Origin of the sequence: Streptomyces endocoffeicus (assembly GCF_016741935.1) — a bacterium.
In the GTDB taxonomy this organism is placed as follows: domain Bacteria; phylum Actinomycetota; class Actinomycetes; order Streptomycetales; family Streptomycetaceae; genus Streptomyces; species Streptomyces endocoffeicus.
This window is the reverse complement of the sequence record NZ_JAERRG010000025.1, coordinates 1-25242: the sequence shown is the minus strand read 5'-3', so window position 1 is coordinate 25242 and position 25242 is coordinate 1. Positions and strand designations below refer to the sequence as shown.

Below are 25242 nucleotides of genomic sequence, written 5' to 3'. Positions count from 1 at the left end.
ACACCGGTTCGCGCATCGAGCGCGTCCGCTGAATGAGCGGAGTCACGTCAATAACACGCTTACGGACCATGGACCCAGGCAATACGTAACGGTATGTCGAGCCGCGGCCGGGAGGCTGGAGCATGAGCATCTGGTGGTCACTCCATTTGCCCCGCGAGGCGGCGAGCGTTCCGCTCGCACGACGACTGCTCCTCGGCACCATGGAGACGGCCGGAGTGGATCCGGAGATCTCCTACGATCTGTCGGTCGCCCTCTCCGAGGCGTGTGCGAACGCGGTGGAGCACGGGGGTCGCGACGGCACGGGCGGGGATTATCGAGTCACGGCCTATATCGACGGCGACACCTGCCGTATCGAGGTCACCGACTCCGGTCCCGGCTTCGCCGGACGCGGCACCGTCCGCCGCGAGGCCCGCACCCGGAACGAGCGGCGCCCGGCGGGCGCGCCGAGACCACAGCAGCCGCGCAGTCCGGCCCCGCCACAGGCGGAGCACGGACGGGGGCTCTTTCTCATCGAGGCCCTCACCGACCATGTCCGCTATCGCGACCGTCCGGGTCGCGGCGGGGTGGTGGTGAGCTTCGACAAGATTCTCAAGTGGCGTGAAGGAGCGCTGCTCAAGGCGTCATGACCGCCTGAACGTCAGGTGGCCGCCGCAACCGCCGGGTGGCCGTCTCCAACCTCAGGCGGCCGTCCGTTCGGCCGGCCTCAGGTGGCCGTCTGCTCGGCCGGCCTCAGGTGGCCGTCTGTTCGGGCGGCAGGGCGCGGCACAGCGCGTCCAGCGCCCCTGCGAACGAGTGCTCGGGCGGGGTCGCGTAGCCCACCACGAGCCCGTCGCGATGGGGTGTGGTGGCGTCCGGGTGGCGGTAGCCGCCGAGGCCGTCGAGCGCCAGCCCCTGCCAGGCGGCGGCGCGCAGGGCGGACCGCTCGGTGCCGGGCGGCAGCTCCAGCACCGCGTGCAGACCTGCCGCGATCCCCGAGACGCGGATATGGGGCGCCCGTTCGGCGAGGGCGGCGACGAGCTGATCCCGTCGGCGGCGGTACTGCTGGCGCATACGGCGCACATGGCGGTCGTACCCGCCCGATTCGATGAAGTCCGCGAGGGTCAGCTGGTCGAGGACGCCGGTCCATCCCTCGCGCTCCCCCTTGGTGGCCAGCAGGCCGTCGACCAGATGGTCCGGCAGCACCATCCAGCCCAGCCGCAGCGCCGGGGAGAGGCTCTTGCTGGCCGAGCCGAGGTAGAGCACCCGGTCGGGGTCGAGGCCCTGGACGGCGCCCACCGGACGGCGGTCGTAGCGGAACTCCCCGTCGTAGTCGTCCTCCAGCAGCAGACCACCGCTCTCCCGCGCCCAGGCGACGGCCGCGGCCCGCCGCCCGGGGTGCAGCGGACCGCCGGTGGGGAACTGGTGGGCGGGGGTGAGCAGGGCCGCCCGTACGCCGTCGAGGTCGGCCAGTCCCTCCGTAAGGGCGCCATCGGCGTCCAGGGGGAGCGGGACCGTACGGATCCCGGCCGATCTCAGCAGCGAGCGGTGGAAGTCCAGGCCGTAGGACTCGACGGCCATCCGGGGCCGCAGCAGCCGGGTGTCGCTCAGCAGCCGCACCGCGTGCGCGAAGCCCGCGCAGACGACGATCCGCTCGGGGTCGGTGCGTACGCCGCGGACGCGGGCGAGGTAGTCGGCCAGGGCACGGCGCAGCTCCGGGCGGCCGCGCGGATCGCCGGGGCCGAACGCCTCGTGGGGCGCGGCGGTCAGGGCGCGGCGGGCCGAGGCGAGCCAGCCGGCGCGGGGGAAGGAAGCGGCGTCCGGCTGGCCCTGGAGCAGGTTGTGCACCGGGCGCGGGGCGGGCCGGGGCCCGCGGCGGCCGCCGGTCGCCCCGGACGGCCGCCCGCCGCGCTCCCGGCCGGGCGTGCGCCGCCGGGGCGGGGGCGACGCGGGGCGGGGCGCCACCCGGGTCCCGGAGCCCTGGCGGGCGGTGAGCCAGCCCTCGGCGACCAACTCGGCGTAGGCGTCGGCGACCGTGTTCCGGGCGATGCCCAGGTCGGCGGCGAGGGAACGGTAAGGCGGCAGCCGGGTGTCCGGGGCGAGCCGCCCGTCGCGGATGGCCTCGCGCAGCGCGGCCATCAGGGCGGTCCTGCGGCTGCCCGCGCGGGTCAGCTCCAGATGGAGGTCACTGCCGAGGATCTCCGCCGAATTGACCCATGAATCCGCCATGGAAATGCACCCTACAGAGGGTCGCTTAGCGGCCTAATTTCATTCCCATGACGACTTCGACACCGACACAGACGGCGACGACGCGGACGGCCACGGCGACAGAGGCCACGACGGCAGAGGCGACGGCAGAGACCGCGACGGCGGCGCGGCGGACGACCGGGCGGGTCAACTTCGCCAAGGCCGCCCCCAAGGCGTTCAAGGCGCTGATCAGCCTGGACGCGGCCGCCCGCGAGGGCCTGGACCCGGCCCTGGTGGAGCTGGTGCAGATCCGCTCCTCCCAGCTCAACCACTGCGCCTACTGCCTCCATATGCACACCGCCGACGCCCACGAGGCGGGCGAGAGCAAGGAGCGCATCGCTCTGGTGGGGGTGTGGGAGGAGGCCGGGGAGGCCGGGTTCTACACCGAGAAGGAGCAGGCCGCCCTGGCGCTCACCGAGGCGGTCACGCTGCTGCCCGGCGGCGTCCCGGACGAGGTCTACGAGCGGGCCGCCCGGCACTTCGAGGAGCGGGAGCTGGCTCAGCTCATCGCCCTCATCTTCACGATCAACTCCTGGAACCGGATCGCGGTGACCACCCGCAAGGTGCCGGGGCGGAACTGAGCGCACCGTGGGGAGCGGCGCCGCCGCTCCCCACGGGACCCGCACGATCGGGCGATGAGCCGCCGTATGGCTGTCTCAGCCGGTGAGGCGGGCCATCCACGCCTCGACGTCATCGGCGGTCCGCGGCAGCGCGGCCGACAGCACGCGGTTGCCGTCCTCCGTCACCAGGATGTCGTCCTCGATCCGGACGCCGATGCCCCGGTACTCCTCCGGCACGGTCAGGTCGTCGGGCTGGAAGTACAGCCCCGGCTCGACCGTCAGGCACATACCGGGCTCCAGGGTGCCGTCCACATAGGTCTCGGTGCGGGCCGCGGCGCAGTCGTGGACGTCCATGCCGAGCATGTGGCCGGTGCCGTGCAGCGTCCAGCGGCGCTGCAGCCCCAGCTCCAGCACCCGCTCCACCGGGCCCTCGACCAGGCCCCACTCGACGAGCCTGGTGGCGAGGACGTGCTGTGCGGCGTCGTGGAAGTCGCGGTACTTCGCGCCCGGCCGGACCGCGGCGATGCCCGCCTCCTGCGCCTCGTGGACCGCCTCGTAGACCTTGCGCTGCAGCGGGCTGTAGGTGCCGTTCACCGGCAGGGTGCGGGTCACGTCGGCGGTGTAGAGGGTGGTGGTCTCCACACCCGCGTCCAGCAGGAGCAGCTCGCCGGAGCGGACCGGGCCGTCGTTGCGCACCCAGTGCAGGGTGGTGGCGTGCGGGCCCGCGGCGGCGATGGTGCCGTAGCCGACGTCGTGGCCCTCGACCCGGGCCCGAAGGAAGAACGTTCCTTCGATATAGCGCTCCGATGTGGCCCGCGCCTTGTCCAGAACCTTGACGACATCCTCGAAGCCGCGGACCGTCGAGTCGACCGCCGCCTGCAGCTGACCGATCTCGAACTCGTCCTTGACCAGACGCTGCTCACTGAGGAAGACCCGCAGCTCCTCGTCGCGCTCACCGGTGACCTTGTCGGTCAGGGCGGTCTCCAGCCCGGCGTCGTGGCCGCGCACGATACGGACCGGGCCGGTGGCGTCCCGGAGCTCGTCGGCCAGCTTGCGGACGTCCCTGGCGGGCAGGCCCAGCCGCTTCTCGGCCTCCGTAAGGCTGAGCCGGCGGCCGACCCACAGCTCGCCCTGGCCGTCCAGCCAGAACTCGCCGTTCTCCCGGTCGGAGCGCGGCAGCAGATACAGCGTCGCGGTGTGGCCGCCGCCCGCCTCGGGCTCCAGCACCAGCACACCGTCCTCGGTCTGGTCGCCGGTGAGGTACGCGTACTCGGTCGAGGCGCGGAAGCTGTAGTCCGTGTCGTTGGAGCGCGTGCGGAGATTGCCCGCGGGGACGACCAGGCGATCGCCGGGGAAGCGCGCGGAGAGCGCGGCACGGCGGCGGGCGGTCTGCGGAGCCTGTGCGAGGGGCTCCGGATCGTGCTGCTCGGTGTCCGCCCAGCCGGACTTCATGCTCGCGGTGAGCTCGTCGGAAACGCCTGGGTACAGGCCGTTCTTCCGCTGCTTGATGGGCTCCTCGCCTTCCGGGGTCTCCGGGGCTTCGGAGGTGGGCTCCTCGGTCACGTCTTCCTCCTCGAACTGGACCCCACCCATCGTATGTGGGGGGCCTGACGGCCGGGAGGGCCCGAGGCGCCGGGCGACCACGGCTCCAGCGGGGGCCGTGGTCCCGCTCGAGCCGCACCCGTAAGGGGGCCACGCGTCACTCGGCGTGGGCCACGCGTCCGGCGTGGGCCCCGCGTCGGCCGAGGTGGGCCCCGAGTCGGCCGAGGTGGGCCCCGAGTCAGTCGAAGTGGGCCCCGCGTCAGTCGAAGTGCGCCACGAGCAGGACGAGGTCCTCGGTGCCGTCCTCCGAGGGCCGCCCCACGGAGGCCGCCGGACCGTCGGGGAGCACCGTACGGAGCACATGGTCGGCGAAGGCGTCCGGGTCGCCGCGGACGCCCTTGGGAGCGCTCGCGGCGGCCGTGTGCAGCCGGGTGAAGGCCCGGTCCATCGGCTCCCCGGTGCGGTGGAGCAGCCCGTCGCTGTAGAAGAGGAGGGTCTCTCCGGAGGACGGTGTGACCTCCACGCTGGGCGCCTCCCAGCAGGAGAGCATCCCCAGCGGCGCGGACAGGGTGGTCTCCACGAACTCGGTGCGCCGCTCCCCGGTGAGCAGCGGCGGGCAGTGCCCGGCCCCGGCCAGCACCACCTTGCGCGTCCCGGGCTCGCAGTAGGCGAAGAGGGCGGTCGCGGAGCGGGCGGGCTCGGTGAGCCGCAGCAGCAGCTCCAGGTCGGACAGCACGGCGACCGGGTCCTCGCCCTCCATCACCGCGTACGCCCGCAGCGAGGCCCGCAGCCGCCCCATCGCGACCACGGCGCTCGGCCCGGAGCCGGAGACCCCGCCCACCGAGAGCCCGAGCGCTCCATCCGGCAGCGGCAGCGCGTCGTACCAGTCCCCGCCGCCGCGCGGGCCGGGGTGGTGGCGGACGGCCAGGCGCACCCCGGGGACGCGGGGCAGCCGGGTGGGCAGCAGCTCCTCCTGGACGGTCGCGACGGCGGCGCGGGCGCGGGAGAGCTCGATCAGCCGGGCGATGTGGGCGGCGGCGTACTGGCAGTACAGGCCCACGAGATGGCGCTGGCGCTCCGCGGGCTCGGCGGGCTCGTCGTAGAGCCAGGCGGCCGCGCCGAGCCGCCCGGAGGGGCCGTCGGCGCCCATGGCGGCCGTAAGGCCGGGCGAAGACGCGGCGGCCGATTCACCGACATGGCCGATGCCGGGGACGCGTGGGGCGTCGGTGACGCTCGTCGTTCCGGGGACGCCGGGGACGCCGGGGGCCGGGTGGTCGCCCGCGCCCGCCGGGGAGCCGGTGCCGGTGCCGGCACCGGACCCGTCCGCGCCGGGGGCGGGCGCGGGGATGGCGGAAAGGCCGGGCGTGGTGCGGGGGGCGGCGTGGAACGGGTCCAGCGGCACGGCGTAGCTCGCGGAGAAGCCGAGCCGCGCGGCCACCTCGCGGTGGCGCGGGTCGAGGTCGGCCTCACTGGCGATATCGGGGTGGGTCACATCGGCGCGCCGCTCGCCGCCCGGCTCGGGCAGCCCGTCCAGGAGATGGCCGGCGGAGGCGGAGCCGCGCGGGATGGTCTCGATCTGGCCGAGGTCGGCGTGGCCGAGACCGAGCCCCACGGTGATCACCGGGCCGAGCCCGTCGGCCGGTTCGAGCGCGACCAGTCCGCGCCGGGCGCCGACCAGGGACGCGCCCGCGCGCAGCAGTTCGCGCAGTGCCTCGTCGAGGGTGTCGGTCCGGACCAGCCGCTCGGTGAGCTCATGAAGGGTGGTGAGGTCCGAGACCCAGCCCGCCAGCCGGTCCTGGACACCGGAGTTGGGCGCCGCCAGGGGCGGTGTGACGGGGTCGGCAGTTTGCGTGGGCGAGGGGAGGGCAGGATCGATTCCAGCCACTTTCGGCGCGTGGGGCGAGTTCATGGCCCGCTGCCTTCACCCGTCGGGTCCGGCTCGCTCAATAGCATCGCAAACCCCCTGTCGTGCTGCGCCGCTACTGTGCCGCTACTGTCTCCAGATGTACACGGAGCGCAGATGCGATGTCCAGCATTGTCCCGGTGGTCTTGTTGGTGTCTGGGGGGAATTGAACTTGGCCGAAAAAAAGTCGTTAGGCTATCCCTTCGAGGTCGACTGACGTCGTTCGACAGCGCGTCGTCTCCACCGCGGCGGGTACACATCGGAGAAGGGGCAGGGGCAGTTCGGATCGCCCCGGAACCCCGCGGCCGGTCCAGGCGTCATAGACCACAACGGCCGCGCCCATCCCCGAGTGGCGAGGAAGGCACCAACCGGACGGCAAGCGCCATGCGCGCGCCACCCCTCGCCACGTTCCACGCTCGGCCCGCGGCGTGATGCGCTGCCTTGTACGCGCAGTGACTTGTGATCCACCTGCTGTGACGGGCCGAACGATGCCGGACAGCGCCACGTAAGTCCAAGTGAAGTGCCATCTGAAGTGCGATGTAGTGCGACGGACAGCCCTCGGCGTTAACGGAAAGGAACGAGCGCTCATGCGCGAGATCCTCGGAAGGCGACGCAAGTTCTCGCTGCGGCGCGGCGCGCGGTCGCCGCTGCTGCGTGCGGCGCTCACCTGCGCCACCGAGTGGCAGTGGCCCGTGGTCCCCGGCGTCGGACTCCGGTCCGGCGGCGGACGGCCGCGAGTGTGCGGCTGCCCCGACCCGGAATGTGCGGTTCCGGGTGGACATCCGTTCGACCCTGTTCTCCTCGCCGCCACCACGGACGAGCGCATGGTGCGCTGGTGGTGGGGCAACCGGCCCTCCGCGCCCCTCCTGCTGGCCACGGGCGGCCACGCGCCCTGCGCGGTGAGCCTGCCCGCGGTCGCCGGGGCACGGGCGCTGGCGGTCTTCGACCGGGCGGGCGTACGGCTCGGCCCGGTGGTCGCCACGCCGACCCGCTGGTCGCTGCTGGTGGAGCCGTACTCCCTCGAGGACCTCGGCGAGCTGCTGAGCCAGCAGGACTGGGTGCCCAGCTCGCTGCGGTTCCACGGCGAGGGCGGCTATGTGGTGCTGCCGCCGTCGCAGACCGGCTCCGGGCGGGTGCGCTGGGAGCGGCAGCCGCTGCGCCGCTCCGGGCGGCCCTGGCTGCCCCAGGTGGCCACGGTGGTGAACGCTTTGGTCGAGGCCAGCACCAGCGCGCCCGACGGAGGCAGCCGGCTCGCCTACTGAGGCGGGCCCCGGGTGCGGGGGTTCGGGGGCCGCTGAGCGCGGCGGACCGCTGAGCGCGACGCTCGCGGGCGTGTGAGGGCCAGGAGGCCGGGGAGGCGACTTCCCGGCCTCCGGGCCCGTCCTGGCTCCGGGGACGGCGTTTTTCGCGGGCACAGGGCGCTGAGGGGCTTCCCGCGCGTGCCAGTGCCGCGCACCGTGGGCCCCGCCGTGCACTCCGGGCCCCGCAGCAACTCCCTTACGAGCCCCGGAGCAACTCCCTCACCGGGCCCCGGGAGCAACTCCCGCGCTGCCGGAGGCAGTTGGTCCGTACCTGTCCCACCGTCCCGCGCCGCCGTCCGGACGCGGACATGGAAGCGCCCGGTCGCTGGCGACGGGGGATGCACCAGCGACCGGGCTTTTAGAACCGTAACAAGAGATCGGCCGATAGCAAATTCGATCGCGGATTTCCGGACGTCGATTTGCAGGGCGTAACAGTGAGTTGTGAGCGGCGTCACGTGCCCCCGCGGCGCCCTCCGGCCGTCCGGGGGACGTCAGCTCAGCGTCACCTGACGGTTGGTGAGACCGCCCCGGGCGCGCCGCTGCTCGGGCGTCAGCGGGGCGTCGGAGGCGAGCGCCTCCACGAGCCGTCCGGCGAGGTCCACGGCCGGCTTCTCGGTGTCCTCGGCGCTCATCCCGCGTGGCAGATCCCACACCGGCACCGTGAGCCCATGGGCCCGGAAGGAGCCCACCAGCCGGGTGTTCTCGCCGAGCGAGGAGGCACCCGCGGCGTGCAGCCGGGCGAGCGCGTCCAGCAGCTTCTCCTCGGGGTGGGACATGACCCAGCGCAGGTGGTTCTTCTCCGGCGTCTCGCACCAGTAGGCCGCCTCCACGCCGGTGAGCCGCGCGGTGGGGATCGCGGCCGCGTTGGCCCGTTCCAGGGACGCGGCGACCTCTCCGGTCGCGTTCGCGGCGTCCTCGAGCCAGAACTCGAAACCCTCGTGCAGGGTCGGCGAGAAAGTGCCCTTCGGGTCGAGCAGATCCTGCAGCCGCGGACCGTCGCCCGGAGCCCGCTCGGCGGCCACCGGGGTGCCCGGCTCGGCGGTCAGCGCGCGGCGCAGGGTGTCGGCCAGGTCGCGGCTGATGTCGCCGGAGGGCGTGTCGTTCTGCAGGCCGAGCAGCACGGTGCCGTTGTCGCGGCGCAGCGCGGGCCACGCCATGGGCAGCACGGTCGCCAGGGTGACCGACGGAACCCCCTCGGGCAGCCCCTCGGCGAGGGTCAGCTCGACGGTCGCGGCGGGCACCAGCTCGCGCAGGGCCACCCAGTCGCATTCGCCGGGGAGCCCCTCGAAGGGGCGCTGCACCAGCTCGGTGACGGCGTGTGCGGCTTCCCTGCCGTGACAGGCTTTGTAGCGACGGCCCGAGCCGCACGGGCAGGGCTCCCGCGCGCCCACCACAGGGATCTCGCCGTTGGCGACCCGTGGGCCTGCGGCCTTCGTCTGGGGGCGGCGCTTCTTGGCCATGGTGAGGCTGTCTCCCGATCGTGCGGCTCAGGGCTTGCTCGTACGCCGTGACGGTCTGCGTACGTACGCCCGTGACGGTCTGCGTACGGCCGCGGCGGTGCTCTCTTACGGCGCGTACGACTGGTTTACGGGCGCGAGCCTAGCCCTTTGGCCGAACCGCGTCGGCTCCCTGAGCCGCGTCGGCTACGCGAGCTCGTCCAGATCGGCGAAGTCCAGCTCGCGATCGAAATCGGGGTCGATGTTCGCCTCGATATTCGAGCCCAGGCCGGGGCCCAGATCGGCGTCGAGCTCCGAGCCGAGGTTCGAGCCGAGATTTGAGCCGAGCTCGGGGCCGAGGTTCGAGCCGAACTCCGAGCCGAGGTTCGCGTCGAGACCGGCCTCGAGATGCGCGTCGAGGCCCGGACGCAGCCCGGAGGGCAGTTCCGCACCCAGGTGGGGATTCCGCTCGGGGGAGAGATCCGAGGGAATCGTGACGCGGCGGGCGAATTCGTCGTCGGGCGGGAGAAGGGCCCATACGGTGACTTCGCCGATGTCGTCCCGCACGCCCCATTCCTCGGCCAGCGACGTGATGATGTTCAGCCCGCGGCCGCCCCGTGCGGTCACCGACGGCTTGGCCGGAAGTGGCCTTGTGGGTCCGCCGCCATCCGTCACCTCGACCGTCAGCCGGTCGTCCTCGTCAACGGTCCATGCAGCCCGGACCGTGCCGCCACCATGGTCGGAACGCCAGGGGCGGCCGTGTCGCCATGCGTTGCTGAGCAGTTCTGAAAGGATCAATACAGCGTCGTCTATGACCGAATCCGATACCCCAGTCCTGCCCAAATCGATGCGCATCCGCTGTCTTGCCGCGCGGACGCCCGCAGGACCATGGGGTACGGCCATGGTCGACGACGTCGGCACCTGCCGTGCCACCACCAAAGCCACCCCCGAGACCTCCTTAGCCCCACGCCACGGGATGAATGCCCCGCGGTGCTGGAGCGGAAACCGGCCAAGTGGCATCGTGTGACGCACTCGTCACGATCGAATACGTACCGAACGCGCCGGTGCACGCCTTGTAATGCCCATTATGAGCGTCCGAGTTGGGACAGTACCTGTTTGGGGCGATTGGTGATCAGGGCGTCAACGCCCAGGCGGACGCACAATTCGACGTCCTCCGGTTCATCGACGGTCCAGACGTGCACTCGGTGCCCCTCGCGCTGCAGCCGCGCCACATAGCCGGGGTGGTTCCGTACGATCCGGATGCTCGGCCCCGCGATCCGCACCCCGGGCGGCAGCTGCCCGTCCCGGTGGCGCGGCAGTATGAACTGCATCAGGTAGACGGTGGGGATGGCGGGGGCCCCGCTGTGGATCCGGTGCAGGGAGCGCGCTGAGAAGCTCATCACACGGATGGGTGAACGTTCGCCGGGCGGCGGCGCGTCCAGGCCGAACCGGCGCAGCAGCCCGAGCAGCCGGTCCTCCACCTGACCCGCCCACCGGGTGGGATGCTTGGTTTCGATCGCCAGTTCGATCCGGCGTCCGGCGTCCGAGACGAGCCCCAGGAGCCGTTCCAGGGTGAGGACGGAAGTGCTGTCCCGGTTGTCGCGGTCCGGCTCCTCCCTGTCGGTGGCCCGGCCCTTCCAGGAGCTGAAGTCCAGAGTCGCCAGATCGGACAGCTCCAGCGCCGAGACCGCGCCCCGGCCGTTGGAGGTGCGGTCGATGCGGCGGTCGTGCACACAGACGAGATGGCCGTCGGCGGTCAGCCGGACATCGCACTCCAGGGCGTCGGCACCGTCCTCGATTGCCTTACGGTAGGCGGCCAGGGTGTGCTCCGGGGCGTCCTCGGAGGCCCCGCGGTGGGCGACGACGGAGACGATGTGCGGTCCGGGGCGGCTGTCCCGGGCAGGGCGCGCATAGGTCACCGCGTTATGGTGCCACCGCCCGGTGTGAGCCGGTGGACACAGCCCCTCCGTTCGTTCGCACGGAATGGCGGTAGGGCGAATTGTCCGGGATAAAGGGTGGTAGTCCACGGGGCTGTCGCTCCTTACGGCGGTCTGACGCGCTGTGGGAAAAGCTGACGACGGTAAGACGTAACGGTAAGACGTACACGCAGGCCGTCGAGGAAAATCTGTCGTGCACCTGAGGAGAGAGCTGTGAGCACCGAGAACGAGGGCTCTGCCGTCCCGCCCGCGCCCGGGCCGCATCCGGCCCCTCCGGCGCCGCACCCGAACCAGGCGGTGCCGCCCGCGCCGGACTACGAGCCCACCGCGGGCGCGCGGCCGGACGGGCCCATAGGCACGCCCGACGCCGCGGGATCGCCGGGAGCCCCCGGCCCCGCGCCGTCGGTGCCCCCCGCCCAGCCCCCGTCGACGCCCCCGCCCGCGTCACCGGCCGCTCCCGCGGCCGTCTCGGCGTCGGCCGGCGCGGGCGACGGGGCAGGCGGCGGCGCACCCGGCGCCCCGGGCCCCGGCCCGGACGGCGGGCAGTCCGGCGAATGGTGGTCGGCGGAAGGCGGGCAACCGCACGGCGGCCATGGCGACGGGCCGGGCGGCTATGGCGACGGGCAGGGCGGGCAGGGCGACGGACAGGGCGGCCCGGGCGGACCGTGGGGGACCGCTCCCGTGCCGCCGTCCTCCGGCCCCTTCGAACGCAAGCCCCGCGGACTGGTCGCCGCCGTGCTGGCCGCCGTCCTGGTCGCGGGCGGCATCGGCGGCGGCATCGGCTTCTGGGCCGCCGACCGGGAGAGCGACAGCGGCGACACCACCACCGTCTCCGCCTACGGCAACCCCAAGACGGAGAGCCGCGCGCCCGGCTCGGTGTCGAGCATCGCCAACAAGACCCTGCCCAGCGTCGTTACCATCGAGGCCCAGGGCAACAACGGCGAGAGCGGCACCGGCACCGGCTTCGTCTACGACAAGCAGGGCCACATCCTCACCAACAACCACGTCGTCGCCTCGGCCGCCGACAACGGCAAGCTGACCGCCACCTTCTCCAACGGCAAGCGGTACACCGCCCAGGTCGTCGGCCGCGCCCAGGGCTACGACGTCGCCGTGGTCAAGCTCAAGAACGCCGCGGACGCCAAGCTCGACCCGCTGCCCCTCGGCAACTCCGACCGGGTCGCCGTGGGCGACGCCACCGTCGCCATCGGCGCCCCCTTCGGCCTCTCCGGCACCGTCACCACCGGCATCGTGAGCGCCAAGAACCGCCCGGTCGCCTCCAGCGACGGCGGCAGCGGCAACTCCTCATACATGAGCGCCCTCCAGACCGACGCCTCCATCAACCCGGGCAACTCCGGCGGCCCGCTGCTCAACGCGGACGGCGGCGTCATCGGCATCAACTCCGCCATCCAGTCCGCCGGCAACGGCAGCGGCCTCGGCGAGTCCCAGCAGTCCGGCAGCATCGGCCTCGGCTTCGCGATCCCGATCAACCAGGCCAAGAACGTCGCCGAGCAGCTGATCAAGACGGGCCAGCCCGTCTACCCGGTCATCGAGGCCACGGTCAACATGAAGGACTCCACCAGTGGCGCCACCATCGCCTCCAACGGCACCGGCGGCAGCCCCGGCATCGTCCCCGGCGGCCCGGCCGACAAGGCCGGCCTCAAGTCCGGCGACGTGATCACCAAGCTCGACGACACGGTCATCGACAGCGGCCCCACCCTGATCAGCGAGATCTGGACCCACCAGCCCGGCGACAAGGTCACCCTCACCTACAAGCGCGGCGGCAAGGTGTCCAAGGTGGACGTCACCTTGGGCAAGCGCAAGGGTGACAGCTGACGCGCTAGGCTGATCCCCGCGCCATCACGAATGGCGCGGGGAGGCTTGCCCGAGCGGCCTAAGGGAACGGTCTTGAAAACCGTCGTGGCAGCGATGTCACCGAGGGTTCAAATCCCTCAGCCTCCGCAGTGTTACGGCCCCTGACCAGGCAAGACGGTCGGGGGCCGTCGTCATGCGCGCTACCCGCCGGAGACCGCCGTTCCCCATGTTTCCCCGACCGATCGGGCACGGAAGGGGCACGGTAGGACACCGGCTCAGAGGCCCCCGCCGACTACCGATCCCGATTGATCGGAATCTCGTACACGATCTCGCAGTGAGCGGCGGGTACGACGATGTCCGCCGTCTCCACGGGCCGCCCCTGATCGCTGTAGTACGTCCGCCGGATGTGCGTGACGAGCGCGGCCTTCTGGATGCCGAGAAGCGACGCCTCCTCGGCGGTCGCCTGCCGGGGCTCCGGCTGCTCCACGGCATGGCTGACGGTGATTCCGATAACGGCCATGCGATTCACGACGCCCGCCCCGGCGTGCGGCCCTCCCTCGGGGAGGACGACGAGCGTGCCGGCGGTGAGGTCGTACGGCTCCCAACTCGTCGACAGCTGTACGGGCCTGCTGTCGGCCAGGAACTCGTACGACGTCCGGACGCACAACTCGCCCTCGGCGATAACGAGTCGCGCCGCGATGTCCGTCGGGGCCGGCACCTTGGCATCGGTCCGGCTCTCCCAGTCGCTGTGCTTGCCGACTGCCCTCATGTCCGCACGGAACGGCGACCCCTCGGGCTGCTCGCGCGCTGACGACCGGACAACCCGCACCCGCTGTCGGGGCTCGGCGACGTAGGTACCCGATCCGGCTCGGCCCTCCAGCACGCCCTGGGAGATCAGCAACTCCTGCGCCCGGCGGACCACGTTCTCGCCCACCCCGCACTCCTGGCCGATCTGGGCGCGGGACGGCAGGCGGTCCCCCGGCTCCCATACGTGCTCCGCGATCCGCCGCCGGAGTTCGTCGGCGACGCGGAGATAAGGCGGCTGCTCAGGCATATGGAAAATCTAGTCCACTAGCTCTAATCTAGTTAACTAGCTTCACTGAAAGTGATCGCCAGTTGACGGAGGCTGCCCTGTGCCCGTTCCGGGAGTTAGCGCGGCGGCCATCGCCGCCCGGCTGTCCGCCGTCGGGCTCCCCACGCGCGTGGAGGAGCACGCCCGATTCACATCGGTCGAAGCGGAGGTGCCGGAAGCGCTCTCCGCCGAGTCATGGAAGGAGGTCCTGGCGGCGGTGGCCGAGGCCGATCGGTTCGGGCTCCTCGTCACCTGCCAGAACGGCCGCACTCTCCGGGCGGTCGTAGAAAAACCGGTCCCCACGACGGGCGATGTCAGGGGACCGGGCCATCAGCGATAGGAGCTGATTCAACGTGCTCAACCGTATCCGCCGCGCCGCCTCCCTCACCAGGGCGCGGCACTTCCCCAAGGGCAAGCACCGCCGCCCCTTAACGCCGCCCCCACCGGTCGCTCCCGTCTTCTCTGCGCCCGCCGACGACCCGACGGTTGTCCTGGGTGGGCCTCCGGCTGGTCGAGGCACCGCTACGCGCTCGCAGGCGAGGAAACCGCGCTTGTCCGCCCGTACGTGTTGGCCTGGGAAAGGCGCGCACGAAAGCACCCGGCGGTCGTCGTCGCTCCCCATCTGTCGACCGAGGCCCGGTCGGCTCTCCTGGGGGCCCGCTGATGCCCTCTCAACGACAGCCCGACAGCCCGGACGCTTCGGTTGTCCCCTACCAATCAACCGCCTGCCGGATCGGCACACACCACGCTTGCGCTGAGTCCTCTCCAGCTCTGGCGCCGGTCGACGTGCCGTTGATCTACGAGGCGTGTGACTGCCCGTGTCACTCGGTCTCCGGCCAGGCCCGGCCAGCAGAGGCGAAGCAATGAGCGAGATCCACCGAGAGGCAGCCGCAGGAATGACGGCACAGAGCAAACTGAGGCTTCTCCCGTGGACGGGGCCGGAGGGCAAGCCGTGCTACCTGGATACCGACGACCGAGAAGGCTTTATGTCCCGCTTGGCGGACCACATCGAGGCGGAGCAACTCGGGATGGCGGCCGAACTGCTCGGGCAGTCAGTTCAGGTACTCGACGATGAGACCGAAGATCTGGAGAAACTGAGGCTCGTCGCGGCGCAGTTGGCTGGCGCACTGCGGGACGTGCTGCGCGTGGCGACCAGCCGCGGGCACCGTCTGGTAACGCCTGAGTAGCAACCCTCAGGGGAACCCCCGGTCGATTTGCCACCGCGGGTTCTGGCTAGCAGTCATGTGCAGTACAGCAGGGAGCCTCGGATACGTTCCGAGACCTCCCTGCTTTCTCATGGCGATGCACGGTCGGCTGAGCGCTCTCGCCCTGGCTCAGCTCCCTCTTCTACTTCGACCCTGCTGGAGACTGGCTCCTGTCTCCGGGGCAGAGAACATGCGTCGTTGAGCGCCCACCAGTTCCGCTCGGGGGCAAGTCGACAGCAACACACCATATTTACTGCCTGACGACGGCGGAGATGCTGGCATAATTTGCCAAGTAATGCAAGTTCAGGGTGATTTATGGGACAGCGTGCTCGGCATGTGCTTACAGTTGTGCCTGGACGTGGTGCGAGGGCGTGCTGCGACGTATGGAGCCGGGGGCTGCCCCGGAGGCTCTGCTGCCGGGGGTACCGGGCCGGTCGAGCTGTTGTCAGTGGTGAGGTACGACGCAAGGGCGTCTTTACCCCCGCGTGACGACAACCGCGTCGGCTCGGCGTCGCGAGACGTCGCGCGTGGCTAGGGGAGTGCCCACCGCCCTGTTCCATCGGTCTGCCGAGGCATCAGGAAGACAGCCCGGCGTGTGCCGAACATGGCTGACTGCTCTCCCGTACGGAGTTGGTCGCCGTGACCACCGCATCCCTGAAGTCGAGCATCTACTTCGTAGATGACAGCGGCGACGCTCGTCGGATAGCCGTACTCGGCTGGATTCGTGTCGATATCGGTTCCTGTGCCGGTCCCCTCGGGCATTGGCAAGCACTTCTTTCGGAGCTTTACGCCGACCCTTACCTCGACATTCGCCCGGGCGACAGCCTGCATGCAGTGTCACTCGCCGCAGGGCGTGGCCGCCCGGTTTATGGTGTCCGCCGTCCGCCAGGAACTTCTGCGAAGCAACCATACCGCGAAGTCATTCGTCGGGCACTGGCCGCGATCAGCTTCATGCCGGGAGTTGCCGTCGGCAGTGCCTTCCGGATGGGGGAGCCGGGCGTTCACTACGGGCAGCTCAAGCAGGATTTGTATGAGGCTTGGACGCGACGGGTCAATGCCGCGCACGCAGCCGCGGGCAGTCAAGCTTTCATCATCTTTGACGGCGACGGATCCGAGGCGGGTCTGCGCCGTGCCCACCGCCGTCTCGGCGAGCCCCGTCACGTTGTCGGCGATCCATACCTCGTACCGGCTCGCTGCAGCCCGCTGCTTCAGGCTGCGGACCAGGTCGCCTACAGCGGCTTCCAGCAGCTGGTCCGCCAACCGCATCGGCGGTTCATGTGGGAATGGCTCCAGGAGCTGATCCCTAAGGTCGAAGGCCCGCTTCAGCTCTGACGAACGAGGTCCGGGCTCCGGCATCACTGCCGGAGCCCGGTATGCGGACCTGGTAGCCCGGTCGTCCGGACCAGGACCGCCAACTACTAGCTTCCCACATCAGCGAGCGAGCAACGGAGGCGTCATGAACAGCTCCACACCCTCTCCTGCCATCTCAGTCAACTGGGAGGGCGAAACCATCATCGTTTCGAACGTTGAGCGGAACCTGCCGGCGCTATCGACGGGAGATGATCGCGGTGAGGTTGTTGCCGCGGGAGCCTCTAATCCCATGACCTCCCTTCCAGTAGACGCTTGGCACGCGGTGGCTCGGGCCATGGTCACCCCTGCGGCCGTGGCTGCGCAGCTCCGGCAGTCCAAGAATGCACCCGGCGGTCTGTTGCAGGAAGAGCACGTCGAAGGTGCGACACTCCGGTCGGTTCTCTCCAGGGCCTGGCTGCTGGAGCTGTTTCCGGGTATTCAGCCACGCACGGGCATGGAGGTCATGGAGACCTCTGACCCGCGGGTAGAAGGCGTGACGGAAAGTGGGCATCCGTCTACACTGCTGCGCTACACGTATAAGACCCTAGAAGATCTCAAAAGCCACGTGTGGCAGACGATCCAGAGTACCTTGATCCTCAACAACTACACGCCTTCAATCCTCAGCCGGAAGGTGACGCGGGCGCTGATCGCTCATCCTGTCGAATTCGCTTTCGAGGACGGCACCGAATCAATCTACGCCCTCGTGGTGCGCGACGGAATCACGCGTTTGGCAAGCGCTTGGAAGGTATTGGCGGGTCCCGGCATGAGCGTGGATGATGCAGCAACCGCGGCGGTGAATGCGCTGCTTGGGACGGTTCCGGTGAAGAAGGCAGGGGATAAGCCTCTGACCCAGCGGATGGCTGCAAGTCGGGAAGCTCGGCGCCGTACACTCGCCACGGAATTCGCTAACGACTGGGTCGGCGTTCAGCCGGGGGTAAGGGCCATTCAGGTGGCCCAAACATGCGCCGTGCCTGTCCAGGTCACCGTTGGGGTGCAAAGGCACATGAGCGGACCGGCGCTGGCTGCCGAGGACCTCTTTGATGACGCGATGCGCTCCATCCTGGCATCTGTGCATTTGGAGTTCAAAGAATGGGACTCGTTCGCTCAGAATGTTGAAGTCGCTACGCGCGCACTCAAGCGGGTCATACAGCTTGGGTTGGGAGGCTGGGATAAAGACGATCTCCAAGTAGTGTACGGTCTGGCTGTCGGGCGCACTCCTGCGGAAGACCTGCCGAAGGAGTACGGGAACAACGAAATTCCAGGCACGGATCTGTGGCGCGCTGTATATCTCGTGCATGCCCTGACACATCAAGGTCTCTATGAGCCACTCAAGGAACAGTCCAAGGCTATCAAGGGTGAGCGTCGAATGTCCGAAAAGGGATTCGGTGGCTTGCTCGCGCCCATTGTGGACCTTCCATGGCGCAGCGCAAAGCGCGACGTGATCAAGCAGGCCCGCAATGCTTGGGCCAACGGCGGCGTTCTCGCCAAGGATCTGCTTGCTAGCGTCTGGGAACCTGTTCCCACAACTGACTTCACCACGCTGGTCGAGCCCGCTCGGCAGGGTGACGTAAACGCGCGGTTCACGCTGGCGGTCGCCGGTGGTACGGCACTGATTGCCGACAAGTTGCTAACGAGGAACGTTGGTTCTGCCCTTATGGCGCCCAAGGATAAGGGAGGTGTTCCATTCCGCGCCGACGTCAACGATGTTGTGGGAGGCCTTGCGCAAGCAGACAACGAATTGGGCTTGTGGACACTCGCCCTAGCGGCGCAGCGATTTGAGGCAGTGCGGTTGCCGCAAAACTCTGCCACCACGCGCCAGCTCACACGTAAGCAAGGGACCGCAGTCGAGTCTAACGACTATGTCCACGTTCTAGTGGATCTCCAGGCATCCGACCGGGTGGCGCGGGATGTGGCGGGGAAGCCGATTCCTCTTACGCAGTGGGATGTTGTATGGGCATCCGACGAACCCCGCGCGAACAGCGAGATGGCGCGTAGAGCACGTTCTAGTTCGCCGGTTCCCCTGTCGCCCGCTCCCGCGATCAGCAGTCAGCAGTCGGCAGCTGATGAACCCGGGAATGAGGAGAATTCGGAAGAAGGACCCTCCGCTGAGGTCGGGACTGCCGCGGAGTCTAGCGCTCCCCGTCCGCTGGCTCAACGCGCTGCAGACGAACGCCGGGTGCTCAAGGAGTCGCTTGGCGACGCGCGGCACGCGCTCGATGAGCTGATCAAGCTCGAATCGGAGCACACTGGATGGCCGCCGCTTTTCACCCTCGACGACCTCAAGCCGATGCATGCTGTTGCCCAGGACATAAAGCATGAGTTGTACCAAAGGCTCAAGGCTGCTGAGGAGCGGCAGAGTCAAGAGGATGAAGCAGCGCTGGAAGAGGAGGCTAATGACGGCAACGAAGACTCGTAAGGGCCGGGCCAGAGCTCTTGTCCCGTCCATCGTCGCTAGCGGGGCGTAGCGCTGTGGTCAGCCGGTGACGTGAGGTCGGCGGAACGGCTTTGGGCTGGAGCTGCCTTGGCGCGAGTGATCATGGCCCCTTACGCTGGCCCGCGGATCGGGCAGGCTTGTGGACCTGCCCGTAAGTGCCCGATGTGGGGCCATGATCTTCCAGGCTCGCGCCAAGGTGGCTGCCTAAAGCCGTGGAGCCGACCGCCCCATCCACGATGTGTTCTGACCTCATGCCCCGTGTGCCCGCCTCTTGGGCGGGAGCGGGCGGCCGACGGTGCCGAGCGGGGCGGAGACATGAGCGCGGGCGCCGCCGGCCGCCCGCGTCCGCCCGGAGGAGCGGAGCGACGACGGGTGCTTGATCGAGTAGGGAAAGTTCTACCGCGCTCTGGTTGATCGTCTTGTCCGATCCCGGGTGATGCTTGACAGTTCGGTCCCAGCTGATGGTTGACAGTGGCCGTGATCGGCTTTTCTGTGCGCGTCGTGGCGGCGTGTGTGGGGAGGCCGGGATTGGCGCTGGTGGAGTTGTCGGTTGTTGAGCAGAGATACCGGGCTGTTCTGGCGGTGCTGGCGGGTGCGACTGTGACCGAGGTCGCGGCTTCGCTGGGGGTGTCGCGGCAGACGGTGAGCGGGTGGAAGTCCCGGTATCAGGCCTCCGGCCTGGCGGGTCTGGCTGATCGTTCGCGTAGGCCGGCGTCGTGTCCGCATCAGGCGTCTGCCGAGGTGGAGACGGCTGTGTGCGAGCTGCGGCGCAAGCATCCGAAGTGGGGTCCGCGGCGGATCGCGCATGTGCTGGAGCGGTCCGGGACGGTGAGTCCGGTGCCGTCGCGGATGACCGTGTATCGGATCCTGGTCCGTCACGGGTTGGTGGAGCCGGGGGTGCGGCGCCGGAAGCGGTCGGATTACAAGCGCTGGCAGCGGGACCGTGCGATGCAGCTGTGGCAGATGGACATCGTCGGTGGGGTGATGCTGGTCGACCCGTTGACCGGGGAGTTGTCCGAGGCGAAGGTCGTGACCGGAGTGGATGACCATTCCCGGTTCTGCGTGATCGCGTCGGTGGTCGAGCGGGCGACTGGGAGGGCGGTGTGTGCGGCGTTCGCCGGGGCCTTGCAGAGGTTCGGGGTTCCGGAAGAGGTGCTGACGGACAACGGCAAGCAGTTCATCGACCGGTTCGGGCAAGGTGGTGAGGTGCTGTTCGACCGGATCTGCCGGGAGAACGGGATCGCGCACCGGCTGACCCAGCCGGCCTCCCCGACCACGACGGGCAGGTCGAGCGGTTTCATCGACGTTGCGGCGTGAACTCCTCGACGACTGCGGCGCATTCGAGAGTATCCAGGCAGCTCAGGCGGCGCTGGATGCGTGGGTGGAGGAATACAACTCCATGCGGCCGCATCAGGCCCTGGACATACAGTGCCCGGGAGACCGGTTCACTCCGGTTGCTGGGCAGGAGCGGAACGTCCTGGGCCTGAAGATCCCTGGAGTGCTCGCGCTGGTGCCGCAGCAGCGGATGGCTCCTGTGGTGTCTGAACCGGCAGAGGCGTCGCCTGTTCCTGCCACTCTTCCCGAGGTGGTGCAGGTGGATGAGGGCGGGCCGGTGGAGTTCGAACGGGTGGTGCCTGCGAGTGGGAATCTCCAGGTCGCGGGCAAGCAGTTCTGGCTCGGTCCGGCCCGCTCAGGCCTGACGGTGACGGTCTGGGCCGACACCTCGGTGATCCATCTGGTGATTGTCGGGGTGAGGATCAAGACCGTGCGGTCGCATCTGTCCGTGGCGGATCTCGCGCAGCTGGCGGCCCGGGGAGGGCGTGCTGCCGGTCCGGCCCCGCTTCCGGCCGGTGACGCGTCCGCGTTCGAGGTGGACCGGGTGGTGAACAACAGCGGGCTGGTGAACCTGGGCGGGCGCCAGGTGCTGGCGGCGGAGATCCTCGGTGGCCGCCAGGTGGGCATCCGGATCGACGAGGAGACGCTGTCGTTCTTCGACCTGTCCTCGCGGGAGCTGCTGCGGGTGCGGACCAACCCGCTCAACCCCGACGAGGTGCGGCGTCTGAGGGGACTGCGGCCCGCGGGACCGGCTCCACGGCCCCGCGTCGAGCCGGTTCGTGTGCAGCGGCGGGTCAGTGCGGTCGGCACGGTCATGGTCTGCCGCCAGACCGTCTCACTCGGCCGCCCCTACGCGGGCCAGACCGTGACCGTGCACGTGTCGGATACGACGATCACCGTCGAGCTGGACGGACAGATCCGGGTCATCCGCCGCACGACCGATGTCCCGGTCCGTAACGTGAAAGCAAACAAGCCCCACGGAGCTTCCCATGTTGTCTAGGCCCACCGTCAAGCATCAGGTGAGACCAGAACGTCGTGCATCAGCTGGGATCCGACACTGGTTGATCGTCTTGGTCGGTCGATGCCTACTCACGTGAGTAGGCACGCGGATACGCTGGTGTAGCTACACCCAACGAACACCTAACGACGGCAGGAGCGTGCTCACCGGATGGGACCGAAGTCGGAGCGGGTCTACCGCACGATTCGCGAGTGGATCGCTACGGGCAAGTACTCGCCAGGTTCCAAGCTCCCGTCCGAGCGGACCCTGTCGGAGGACTTGGAGATCGGCCGTACGGCCCTGCGGCAGGTGCTGGCCAAGCTCCTTGCTGAAGGTGTCGTCGAGGTGCACGGCCGTAGCTCCTACCGGGTGCCGGATCGGTCAGTGACCACCGAAGCGCCGGCGGACCTCGAGCCCTGGCAGATCCATGGTGAGCGCACGCTGTATGACAACCCCTGGGTGAAGCTGAGCCTCGTTGACGTGGAACCGCCCGGCGTGAAGCGCTTTGAGCACCATGTCGTTGAAGTCCCACCAGAAGCGGCTCCTGCGAGTCGGCCCGTCCCTCGCGAAGCGGCTCGGCCGACACCTGGAGACCCTGCCCGGTGGAGATGATGCGCTCCTGTTCACGACCCCGGGCGGCAAGCCCCTGCGCTACAACCAGTGGCGTAAGGCGTACTTCGACCCTGCGGTGACGGCGGCCGGGCTGACCGACGTGACCCCGCACGACCTCCGGGCTTCACACGGCACGTGGGTCGCCGATCGGTACGGCGTCATGACCGCCGCGCACCGGCTCGGCCACTCGAACGCCAGCGTCACCACCCGGCACTACGCCCGACCAGTCGCCGGACGTGACGACCAGGTGGCCGAAGCAGCGGACTCCTGGCTCAGCGGGCACAACCATGAGCCTGGGGCACGTAGCGGGCACGACGACGATGGCGACGGCTCCGCTGGGACGCCTGCACCCCTCTGACCTGCGGCAGAGCGAGCAGCCTGCATGATCGGCGAGAGATCTTGAAAACCGTCGTGGCAGCGATGTCACCGAGGGTTCAAATCCCTCAGCCTCCGCCGAGGTCAGCGAACTAGCTGGTCAGAAGGGGTGCCCCTGGCTCGGGGGCACCCCTTCTGCGTGCCTGCCGTCTCACGCTGTGCCGCCGGAATCCCACCGTTGACCAGCGTGTGTGGACCAGGCGTGGACCAGATCTCCCCTCAAGCGCGCCCCTGATCAGGCACGTCAGGGGCAGGCAGTCAGGGTGATGGGGCCCTCCCGGGCTGTTGGCGCGCCCAGTGCGGAGGCAGCTGGGTGACCCGGTCCCCTGCCCTTCGCGCGAGGTCGGGGTCCGAGCCGGGCTCGAACAGCGAGGCCATAAATTCTGCGCGAGCGTCTGCGGCTGTGCGGACCTTCTGCGCGTTCAGGACAGCGAACTCGGGCATGCTCATGCCCGCCTCGTATGCGTCCTTGATGGCAACCTTCACGCACTCGAACAGATAGTGTCTTCGCCACCGCAGAATTCGAGTTGGCCGCGTAGCTGAAGCTCAGCGGCGACTTGCGGCACGCCTACTGGCCTACCTGCCCTATGTAGATCCACGATCGCCTGGTGGATCAGCGCGTTTCGCCTGCTGAAGAAGGCACTGGGCAGGAGGGCTGGACGCATGGTGTCGGATGACGGCTCACCTGCGCCTGCTGACTGTGGCTTGGGACCGCTGGCCGATCTTGTGGAGGGAGAAACTGAGGCATGCGCCTGGTCCCACAGATCCTTGAAGCGGTTGATCTCAGCGTCAGCTACAAGACGGGGCCTGGCCAACTGGGCTAGCTGCTCCACAACCACTTCAACGACACCCCACGATGGCAGAGTGGGCTTCACGAAGGCGTGGTGGATGTTCGTATGGCTGACGGCTTTCCCCACGGCCAGGTAGAGCTTTCGGGCTGAGGGGTATCCCGCTTTGCCGTGCAGCGCGTGTAGTTCACGGTTGAAGACCCGGAGGGGGCCTTCAGGAAGTTTTGGCCTAAGCCACTGTGGCATGTGTTACCCCCCGGCTGCCTCTCCCACATGACTTGCCCATGATGTCACCTAGCGTCATGAACTGTCAGGATCTGTAAGAGATTACGAAGGGGTTGTCAGACATCGTCAACCGAGGCTGACTACCGCTGACGCTGGCTCCAAGGCACCTACTTGGAGATGTAAATGGATCAGATCAGCACGCGCACTCTTCTGCTCATACTCGTTGGGGTCTTCACGGCCTACCTGGTCTTGGAACGCCCGGCCGTAGGGGCGGCGCTCGGAACGGCCGCCGCAGTGGTGACCCTTATACACGAGCTTCTGCGGAGGTAGGCCGCGCCTGCTCTCAGCCACGAAGGCGCCACCTTGCCCGACGTGAGCAGAGGTGGCGCCGTTGTAGCGGCCATTGGCCTACTCCTCGTCAGCGGCGTTAAGCGCCCACTCAATCTGATGGTTCGAGCGTTGCTGGTTGCCGTGGATCGCCTTGGCGTAGAACCGGAACAGGACGGCGATGCTGTGCCCGGCCCGCCGGGCGACCTCGGCGGGAGCCACACCCGATTCGAGCAATACGGCCTCTCGGCCAACGGGGTCTTGAACTCTTCCGGTGACATCACGCTGAACCGTGCGGCCTGCCAGAGCTCGCCGTATACTCCTTGGACAGCACGTGACCGCCCCGGTGAGCCCGAAACAGACGGCCGTCTTCCGCCGTGCCGTATGTGCCGATGTGGTCCCGCAGCATGCGGACCAGCACCGGGGGTATCGGCGTTCACCCCAGCCTTCCTCAGGGAGCTTGCAGGCCGACTCCCGTAGGTCAGTGGCTTCAGCAGGGCGCATGGCTGCGTAGTACAAGCACCCGAAGAAGGCGCGCAGGTGCTTACCCCGCTCACCCTGCTCGCCAGCGGCTGCAATCAGGCTCTTGGCCAGACGCGGGCCGGGGACGAACCGGAAATCAATCTCGTCGTCTGTCTCCGGGGCTTTCCAGTCCACCTTGCCCAGCGGCAGGGAGACCAGCGCGCCACACTCCACCGCGTAACGCAGAGCGTTGCTGAACACGGTCTCCTTGCGGTGGATGGTGTTCTCAGCGGCCCGCTTCCCGTCCAGCTTGAGCGTCAGCGCCTCCAGGGCGGTGCGGAGCACGGAAGGTGTGTCGAGGTCGGTCACCTTCACGGACTTCCGCGCGATCCAATTGAGCGCCGCTGCGATCTCTGCTGGCGGCTCCTCCACCTCGTTCCGAGGCTTCAGCGTGCCGTCATCGCGCCGGAAAGCGAACGCCCAGGAGTACAGGACAATCACCCCGGTACCATCGGCACCGGGGTCCTGATCACGGACTTCCCACCGGGCTACCCCTTGGCCTGCAAGGGTTTTGAGGGGTAGTCCGGTTTTGCGTTTGCGTTTGCGTTTGCGGTTGTTGTGCTGTGCGGCCCGGTTCCCGGCCTCGCGGATCGCCTGTTGGGCGCGGGCATGGGGAGCCGGACCGCTGACGGCGGACGGGGCAGTGTCCGCCGCTCCTGGGCGTGGTGGGTGACATCCGCGAGGCGAACGGGGTGCTGTCCGCCGCGCAGTCACCGTGCTCAGGGAGGGCGGGAGCTGCGGGTCCTTCCCATGGGCAGCAGCTCCCGCCCGGTCTCTAGGTCACCCGTCGCCTTCCTGGGCGAGTCCGGAGTTGTTGAGGAGGAACTGACACGTGTAGCCCAGGCTCCGGACGTGCCACTCAGCCGACCGCAAGCCGGAGCCGAGCCCTTGCCTCACCTCATGCGGGATGGTGTTCAACCTGCTGCGCTTCGAGTACCAGGCCACAGTGGCCCGGTTCAGACGGTCGATCCGCTTCTCTGCCAGTGGCATCAACGTCTGCATGTGCCCCAGCAACGCTTTGTGCAGGTCGCGTAGTTCTTCGTACGGCGGCAGTACCGTCCGCGTCACTAAGGCGTTGACGATCGTCTTCTTGATCTCCTCGACGTCCACTTCGTCTTGCTGCTCGTCTGCGCGTTGCACCGCCGCGCTCATGGCCTTCACCCCGCATGTTTGCTGTCTGTCCGGCCTTAGACATGGTGGGGTTACAGGACGTCCCATAAAGCGTGTTGCAGAAGTCTGTGATTTTGCAGGTCAGGGCCCGGCCACGGCTGTTCTGGTCACACGGG

17 protein-coding genes, 1 tRNA gene and 4 pseudogenes are annotated in these 25242 nt (G+C 69.0%); 12 read left to right on the top strand and 10 right to left on the bottom strand.

The window, feature by feature from the left end; all coding sequences use genetic code 11:
• Nucleotides 1–122 precede the first annotated feature (122 nt).
• Nucleotides 123–626, top strand: coding sequence for an ATP-binding protein (locus JK364_RS40905; protein WP_201856506.1), 504 nt, complete (start codon nt 123–125; stop codon nt 624–626).
• A 103-nt stretch (nt 627–729) separates the two neighbouring features.
• Here the strand turns inward: JK364_RS40905 and pdxR are convergent, their stop codons facing one another.
• Complete coding sequence (gene pdxR / locus JK364_RS40900; protein ID WP_201856505.1) at nt 730–2205, bottom strand: MocR-like pyridoxine biosynthesis transcription factor PdxR; 1476 nt, start codon at nt 2203–2205, stop codon at nt 730–732.
• Between the two features lie 47 nt (nt 2206–2252).
• Between pdxR and JK364_RS40895 the strand changes: the two genes are divergently transcribed.
• Nucleotides 2253–2804 carry a carboxymuconolactone decarboxylase family protein gene (locus JK364_RS40895; RefSeq protein WP_201856504.1) on the top strand — a complete coding sequence of 184 codons (552 nt, stop codon included), beginning with the start codon at nt 2253–2255 and terminating at the stop codon, nt 2802–2804.
• 75 nt (nt 2805–2879) lie between these two features.
• Here the strand turns inward: JK364_RS40895 and JK364_RS40890 are convergent, their stop codons facing one another.
• Both JK364_RS40890 and JK364_RS40885 read right to left on the bottom strand, forming a co-directional pair.
• A complete protein-coding gene (locus tag JK364_RS40890; protein WP_201856503.1) occupies nt 2880–4376 on the bottom strand; it encodes an aminopeptidase P family protein in 1497 nt (498 codons plus the stop codon).
• A 208-nt stretch (nt 4377–4584) separates the two neighbouring features.
• On the bottom strand, nt 4585–6234 hold the full coding sequence (locus JK364_RS40885; protein ID WP_201856502.1) for a GAF domain-containing SpoIIE family protein phosphatase: 1650 nt from the start codon (nt 6232–6234) through the stop codon (nt 4585–4587).
• A gap of 581 nt (nt 6235–6815) precedes the next feature.
• Here JK364_RS40885 and JK364_RS40880 point away from each other — a divergent pair.
• The gene (locus JK364_RS40880; protein ID WP_201856501.1) at nt 6816–7490 is read left to right on the top strand and encodes a bifunctional DNA primase/polymerase; all 675 of its coding nucleotides are present in this window, start codon (nt 6816–6818) and stop codon (nt 7488–7490) included.
• A 530-nt stretch (nt 7491–8020) separates the two neighbouring features.
• On the opposite strand, the gene JK364_RS40875 is transcribed toward JK364_RS40880, so the two are convergent.
• From JK364_RS40875 to JK364_RS40865, 3 genes and pseudogenes are all read right to left on the bottom strand, one after another.
• Nucleotides 8021–8989, bottom strand: coding sequence for a DUF5926 family protein (locus JK364_RS40875; protein WP_201856500.1), 969 nt, complete (start codon nt 8987–8989; stop codon nt 8021–8023).
• 459 nt (nt 8990–9448) lie between these two features.
• Nucleotides 9449–9997, bottom strand: a pseudogene (locus JK364_RS55955) (ATP-binding protein); the annotation flags it as partial.
• Between the two features lie 53 nt (nt 9998–10050).
• On the bottom strand, nt 10051–10884 hold the full coding sequence (locus JK364_RS40865; RefSeq protein WP_201856499.1) for a glycerophosphodiester phosphodiesterase: 834 nt from the start codon (nt 10882–10884) through the stop codon (nt 10051–10053).
• A 231-nt stretch (nt 10885–11115) separates the two neighbouring features.
• On the opposite strand from JK364_RS40865, the gene JK364_RS40860 reads away from it, so the two are divergent.
• Nucleotides 11116–12735: a S1C family serine protease gene (locus JK364_RS40860; protein ID WP_201856498.1), complete on the top strand. Its 1620-nt coding sequence runs from the start codon at nt 11116–11118 to the stop codon at nt 12733–12735.
• A gap of 39 nt (nt 12736–12774) precedes the next feature.
• Nucleotides 12775–12861, top strand: a tRNA-Ser gene (locus JK364_RS40855).
• Nucleotides 12862–13006: 145 nt separating this feature from the next.
• Here JK364_RS40855 and JK364_RS40850 read toward each other — a convergent pair.
• Nucleotides 13007–13768, bottom strand: coding sequence for a GntR family transcriptional regulator (locus JK364_RS40850; RefSeq protein ID WP_201856497.1), 762 nt, complete (start codon nt 13766–13768; stop codon nt 13007–13009).
• 79 nt (nt 13769–13847) lie between these two features.
• Here JK364_RS40850 and JK364_RS40845 point away from each other — a divergent pair, with 79 nt between their 5' ends.
• The 7 genes and pseudogenes from JK364_RS40845 to JK364_RS40815 form a co-directional block, all read left to right on the top strand.
• A complete protein-coding gene (locus JK364_RS40845) occupies nt 13848–14126 on the top strand; it encodes a hypothetical protein (RefSeq protein WP_201856496.1) in 279 nt (92 codons plus the stop codon).
• Nucleotides 14127–14682: 556 nt separating this feature from the next.
• Nucleotides 14683–14973 carry a hypothetical protein gene (locus JK364_RS40840; RefSeq protein WP_201856602.1) on the top strand — a complete coding sequence of 97 codons (291 nt, stop codon included), beginning with the start codon at nt 14683–14685 and terminating at the stop codon, nt 14971–14973.
• A gap of 657 nt (nt 14974–15630) precedes the next feature.
• A complete protein-coding gene (locus JK364_RS40835) occupies nt 15631–16323 on the top strand; it encodes a hypothetical protein (protein ID WP_201856495.1) in 693 nt (230 codons plus the stop codon).
• A 124-nt stretch (nt 16324–16447) separates the two neighbouring features.
• Nucleotides 16448–18757, top strand: a complete 2310-nt coding sequence (locus tag JK364_RS40830; RefSeq protein ID WP_201856494.1) for a hypothetical protein — start codon at nt 16448–16450, stop codon at nt 18755–18757.
• Between the two features lie 561 nt (nt 18758–19318).
• Nucleotides 19319–21110, top strand: a pseudogene (locus JK364_RS58205) (IS481 family transposase).
• A gap of 168 nt (nt 21111–21278) precedes the next feature.
• Nucleotides 21279–21656 (top strand): annotated as a pseudogene (locus tag JK364_RS40820) (winged helix-turn-helix domain-containing protein); the annotation flags it as partial.
• Nucleotides 21631–22077, top strand: a pseudogene (locus JK364_RS40815) (tyrosine-type recombinase/integrase); the annotation flags it as partial. The pseudogenes JK364_RS40820 and JK364_RS40815, both read left to right, overlap by 26 nt.
• 499 nt (nt 22078–22576) lie before the next feature.
• Here JK364_RS40815 and JK364_RS55940 read toward each other — a convergent pair.
• The 3 genes from JK364_RS55940 to JK364_RS40800 all read right to left on the bottom strand — a co-directional run bounded on the left by JK364_RS55940 (nt 22577) and on the right by JK364_RS40800 (nt 25108).
• Nucleotides 22577–22759, bottom strand: a complete 183-nt coding sequence (locus JK364_RS55940; protein WP_230993275.1) for a DnaB-like helicase N-terminal domain-containing protein — start codon at nt 22757–22759, stop codon at nt 22577–22579.
• Between the two features lie 756 nt (nt 22760–23515).
• Nucleotides 23516–24397 carry a site-specific integrase gene (locus JK364_RS40805; protein WP_201856493.1) on the bottom strand — a complete coding sequence of 294 codons (882 nt, stop codon included), beginning with the start codon at nt 24395–24397 and terminating at the stop codon, nt 23516–23518.
• A gap of 339 nt (nt 24398–24736) precedes the next feature.
• Complete coding sequence (locus tag JK364_RS40800; protein ID WP_201856492.1) at nt 24737–25108, bottom strand: DUF6415 family natural product biosynthesis protein; 372 nt, start codon at nt 25106–25108, stop codon at nt 24737–24739.
• Between the last annotated feature and the right edge of the window lie 134 nt (nt 25109–25242).

Bases quoted from the DNA above. Each gene is read 5' to 3' on its own strand.
- JK364_RS40905 (WP_201856506.1), top strand. From the start codon at position 123: ATGAGCATCTGGTGGTCACTCCATTTGCCCCGCGAGGCGGCGAGCGTT.
- pdxR (WP_201856505.1), bottom strand. From the start codon at position 2,205: ATGGCGGATTCATGGGTCAATTCGGCGGAGATCCTCGGCAGTGACCTC.
- JK364_RS40895 (WP_201856504.1), top strand. From the start codon at position 2,253: ATGACGACTTCGACACCGACACAGACGGCGACGACGCGGACGGCCACG.
- JK364_RS40890 (WP_201856503.1), bottom strand. From the start codon at position 4,376: ATGGGTGGGGTCCAGTTCGAGGAGGAAGACGTGACCGAGGAGCCCACC.
- JK364_RS40885 (WP_201856502.1), bottom strand. From the start codon at position 6,234: ATGAACTCGCCCCACGCGCCGAAAGTGGCTGGAATCGATCCTGCCCTC.
- JK364_RS40880 (WP_201856501.1), top strand. From the start codon at position 6,816: ATGCGCGAGATCCTCGGAAGGCGACGCAAGTTCTCGCTGCGGCGCGGC.
- JK364_RS40875 (WP_201856500.1), bottom strand. From the start codon at position 8,989: ATGGCCAAGAAGCGCCGCCCCCAGACGAAGGCCGCAGGCCCACGGGTC.
- JK364_RS40850 (WP_201856497.1), bottom strand. From the start codon at position 13,768: ATGCCTGAGCAGCCGCCTTATCTCCGCGTCGCCGACGAACTCCGGCGG.
- JK364_RS40840 (WP_201856602.1), top strand. From the start codon at position 14,683: ATGACGGCACAGAGCAAACTGAGGCTTCTCCCGTGGACGGGGCCGGAG.
- JK364_RS40830 (WP_201856494.1), top strand. From the start codon at position 16,448: ATGAACAGCTCCACACCCTCTCCTGCCATCTCAGTCAACTGGGAGGGC.
- JK364_RS55940 (WP_230993275.1), bottom strand. From the start codon at position 22,759: ATGCGTCCAGCCCTCCTGCCCAGTGCCTTCTTCAGCAGGCGAAACGCG.
- JK364_RS40800 (WP_201856492.1), bottom strand. From the start codon at position 25,108: ATGAGCGCGGCGGTGCAACGCGCAGACGAGCAGCAAGACGAAGTGGAC.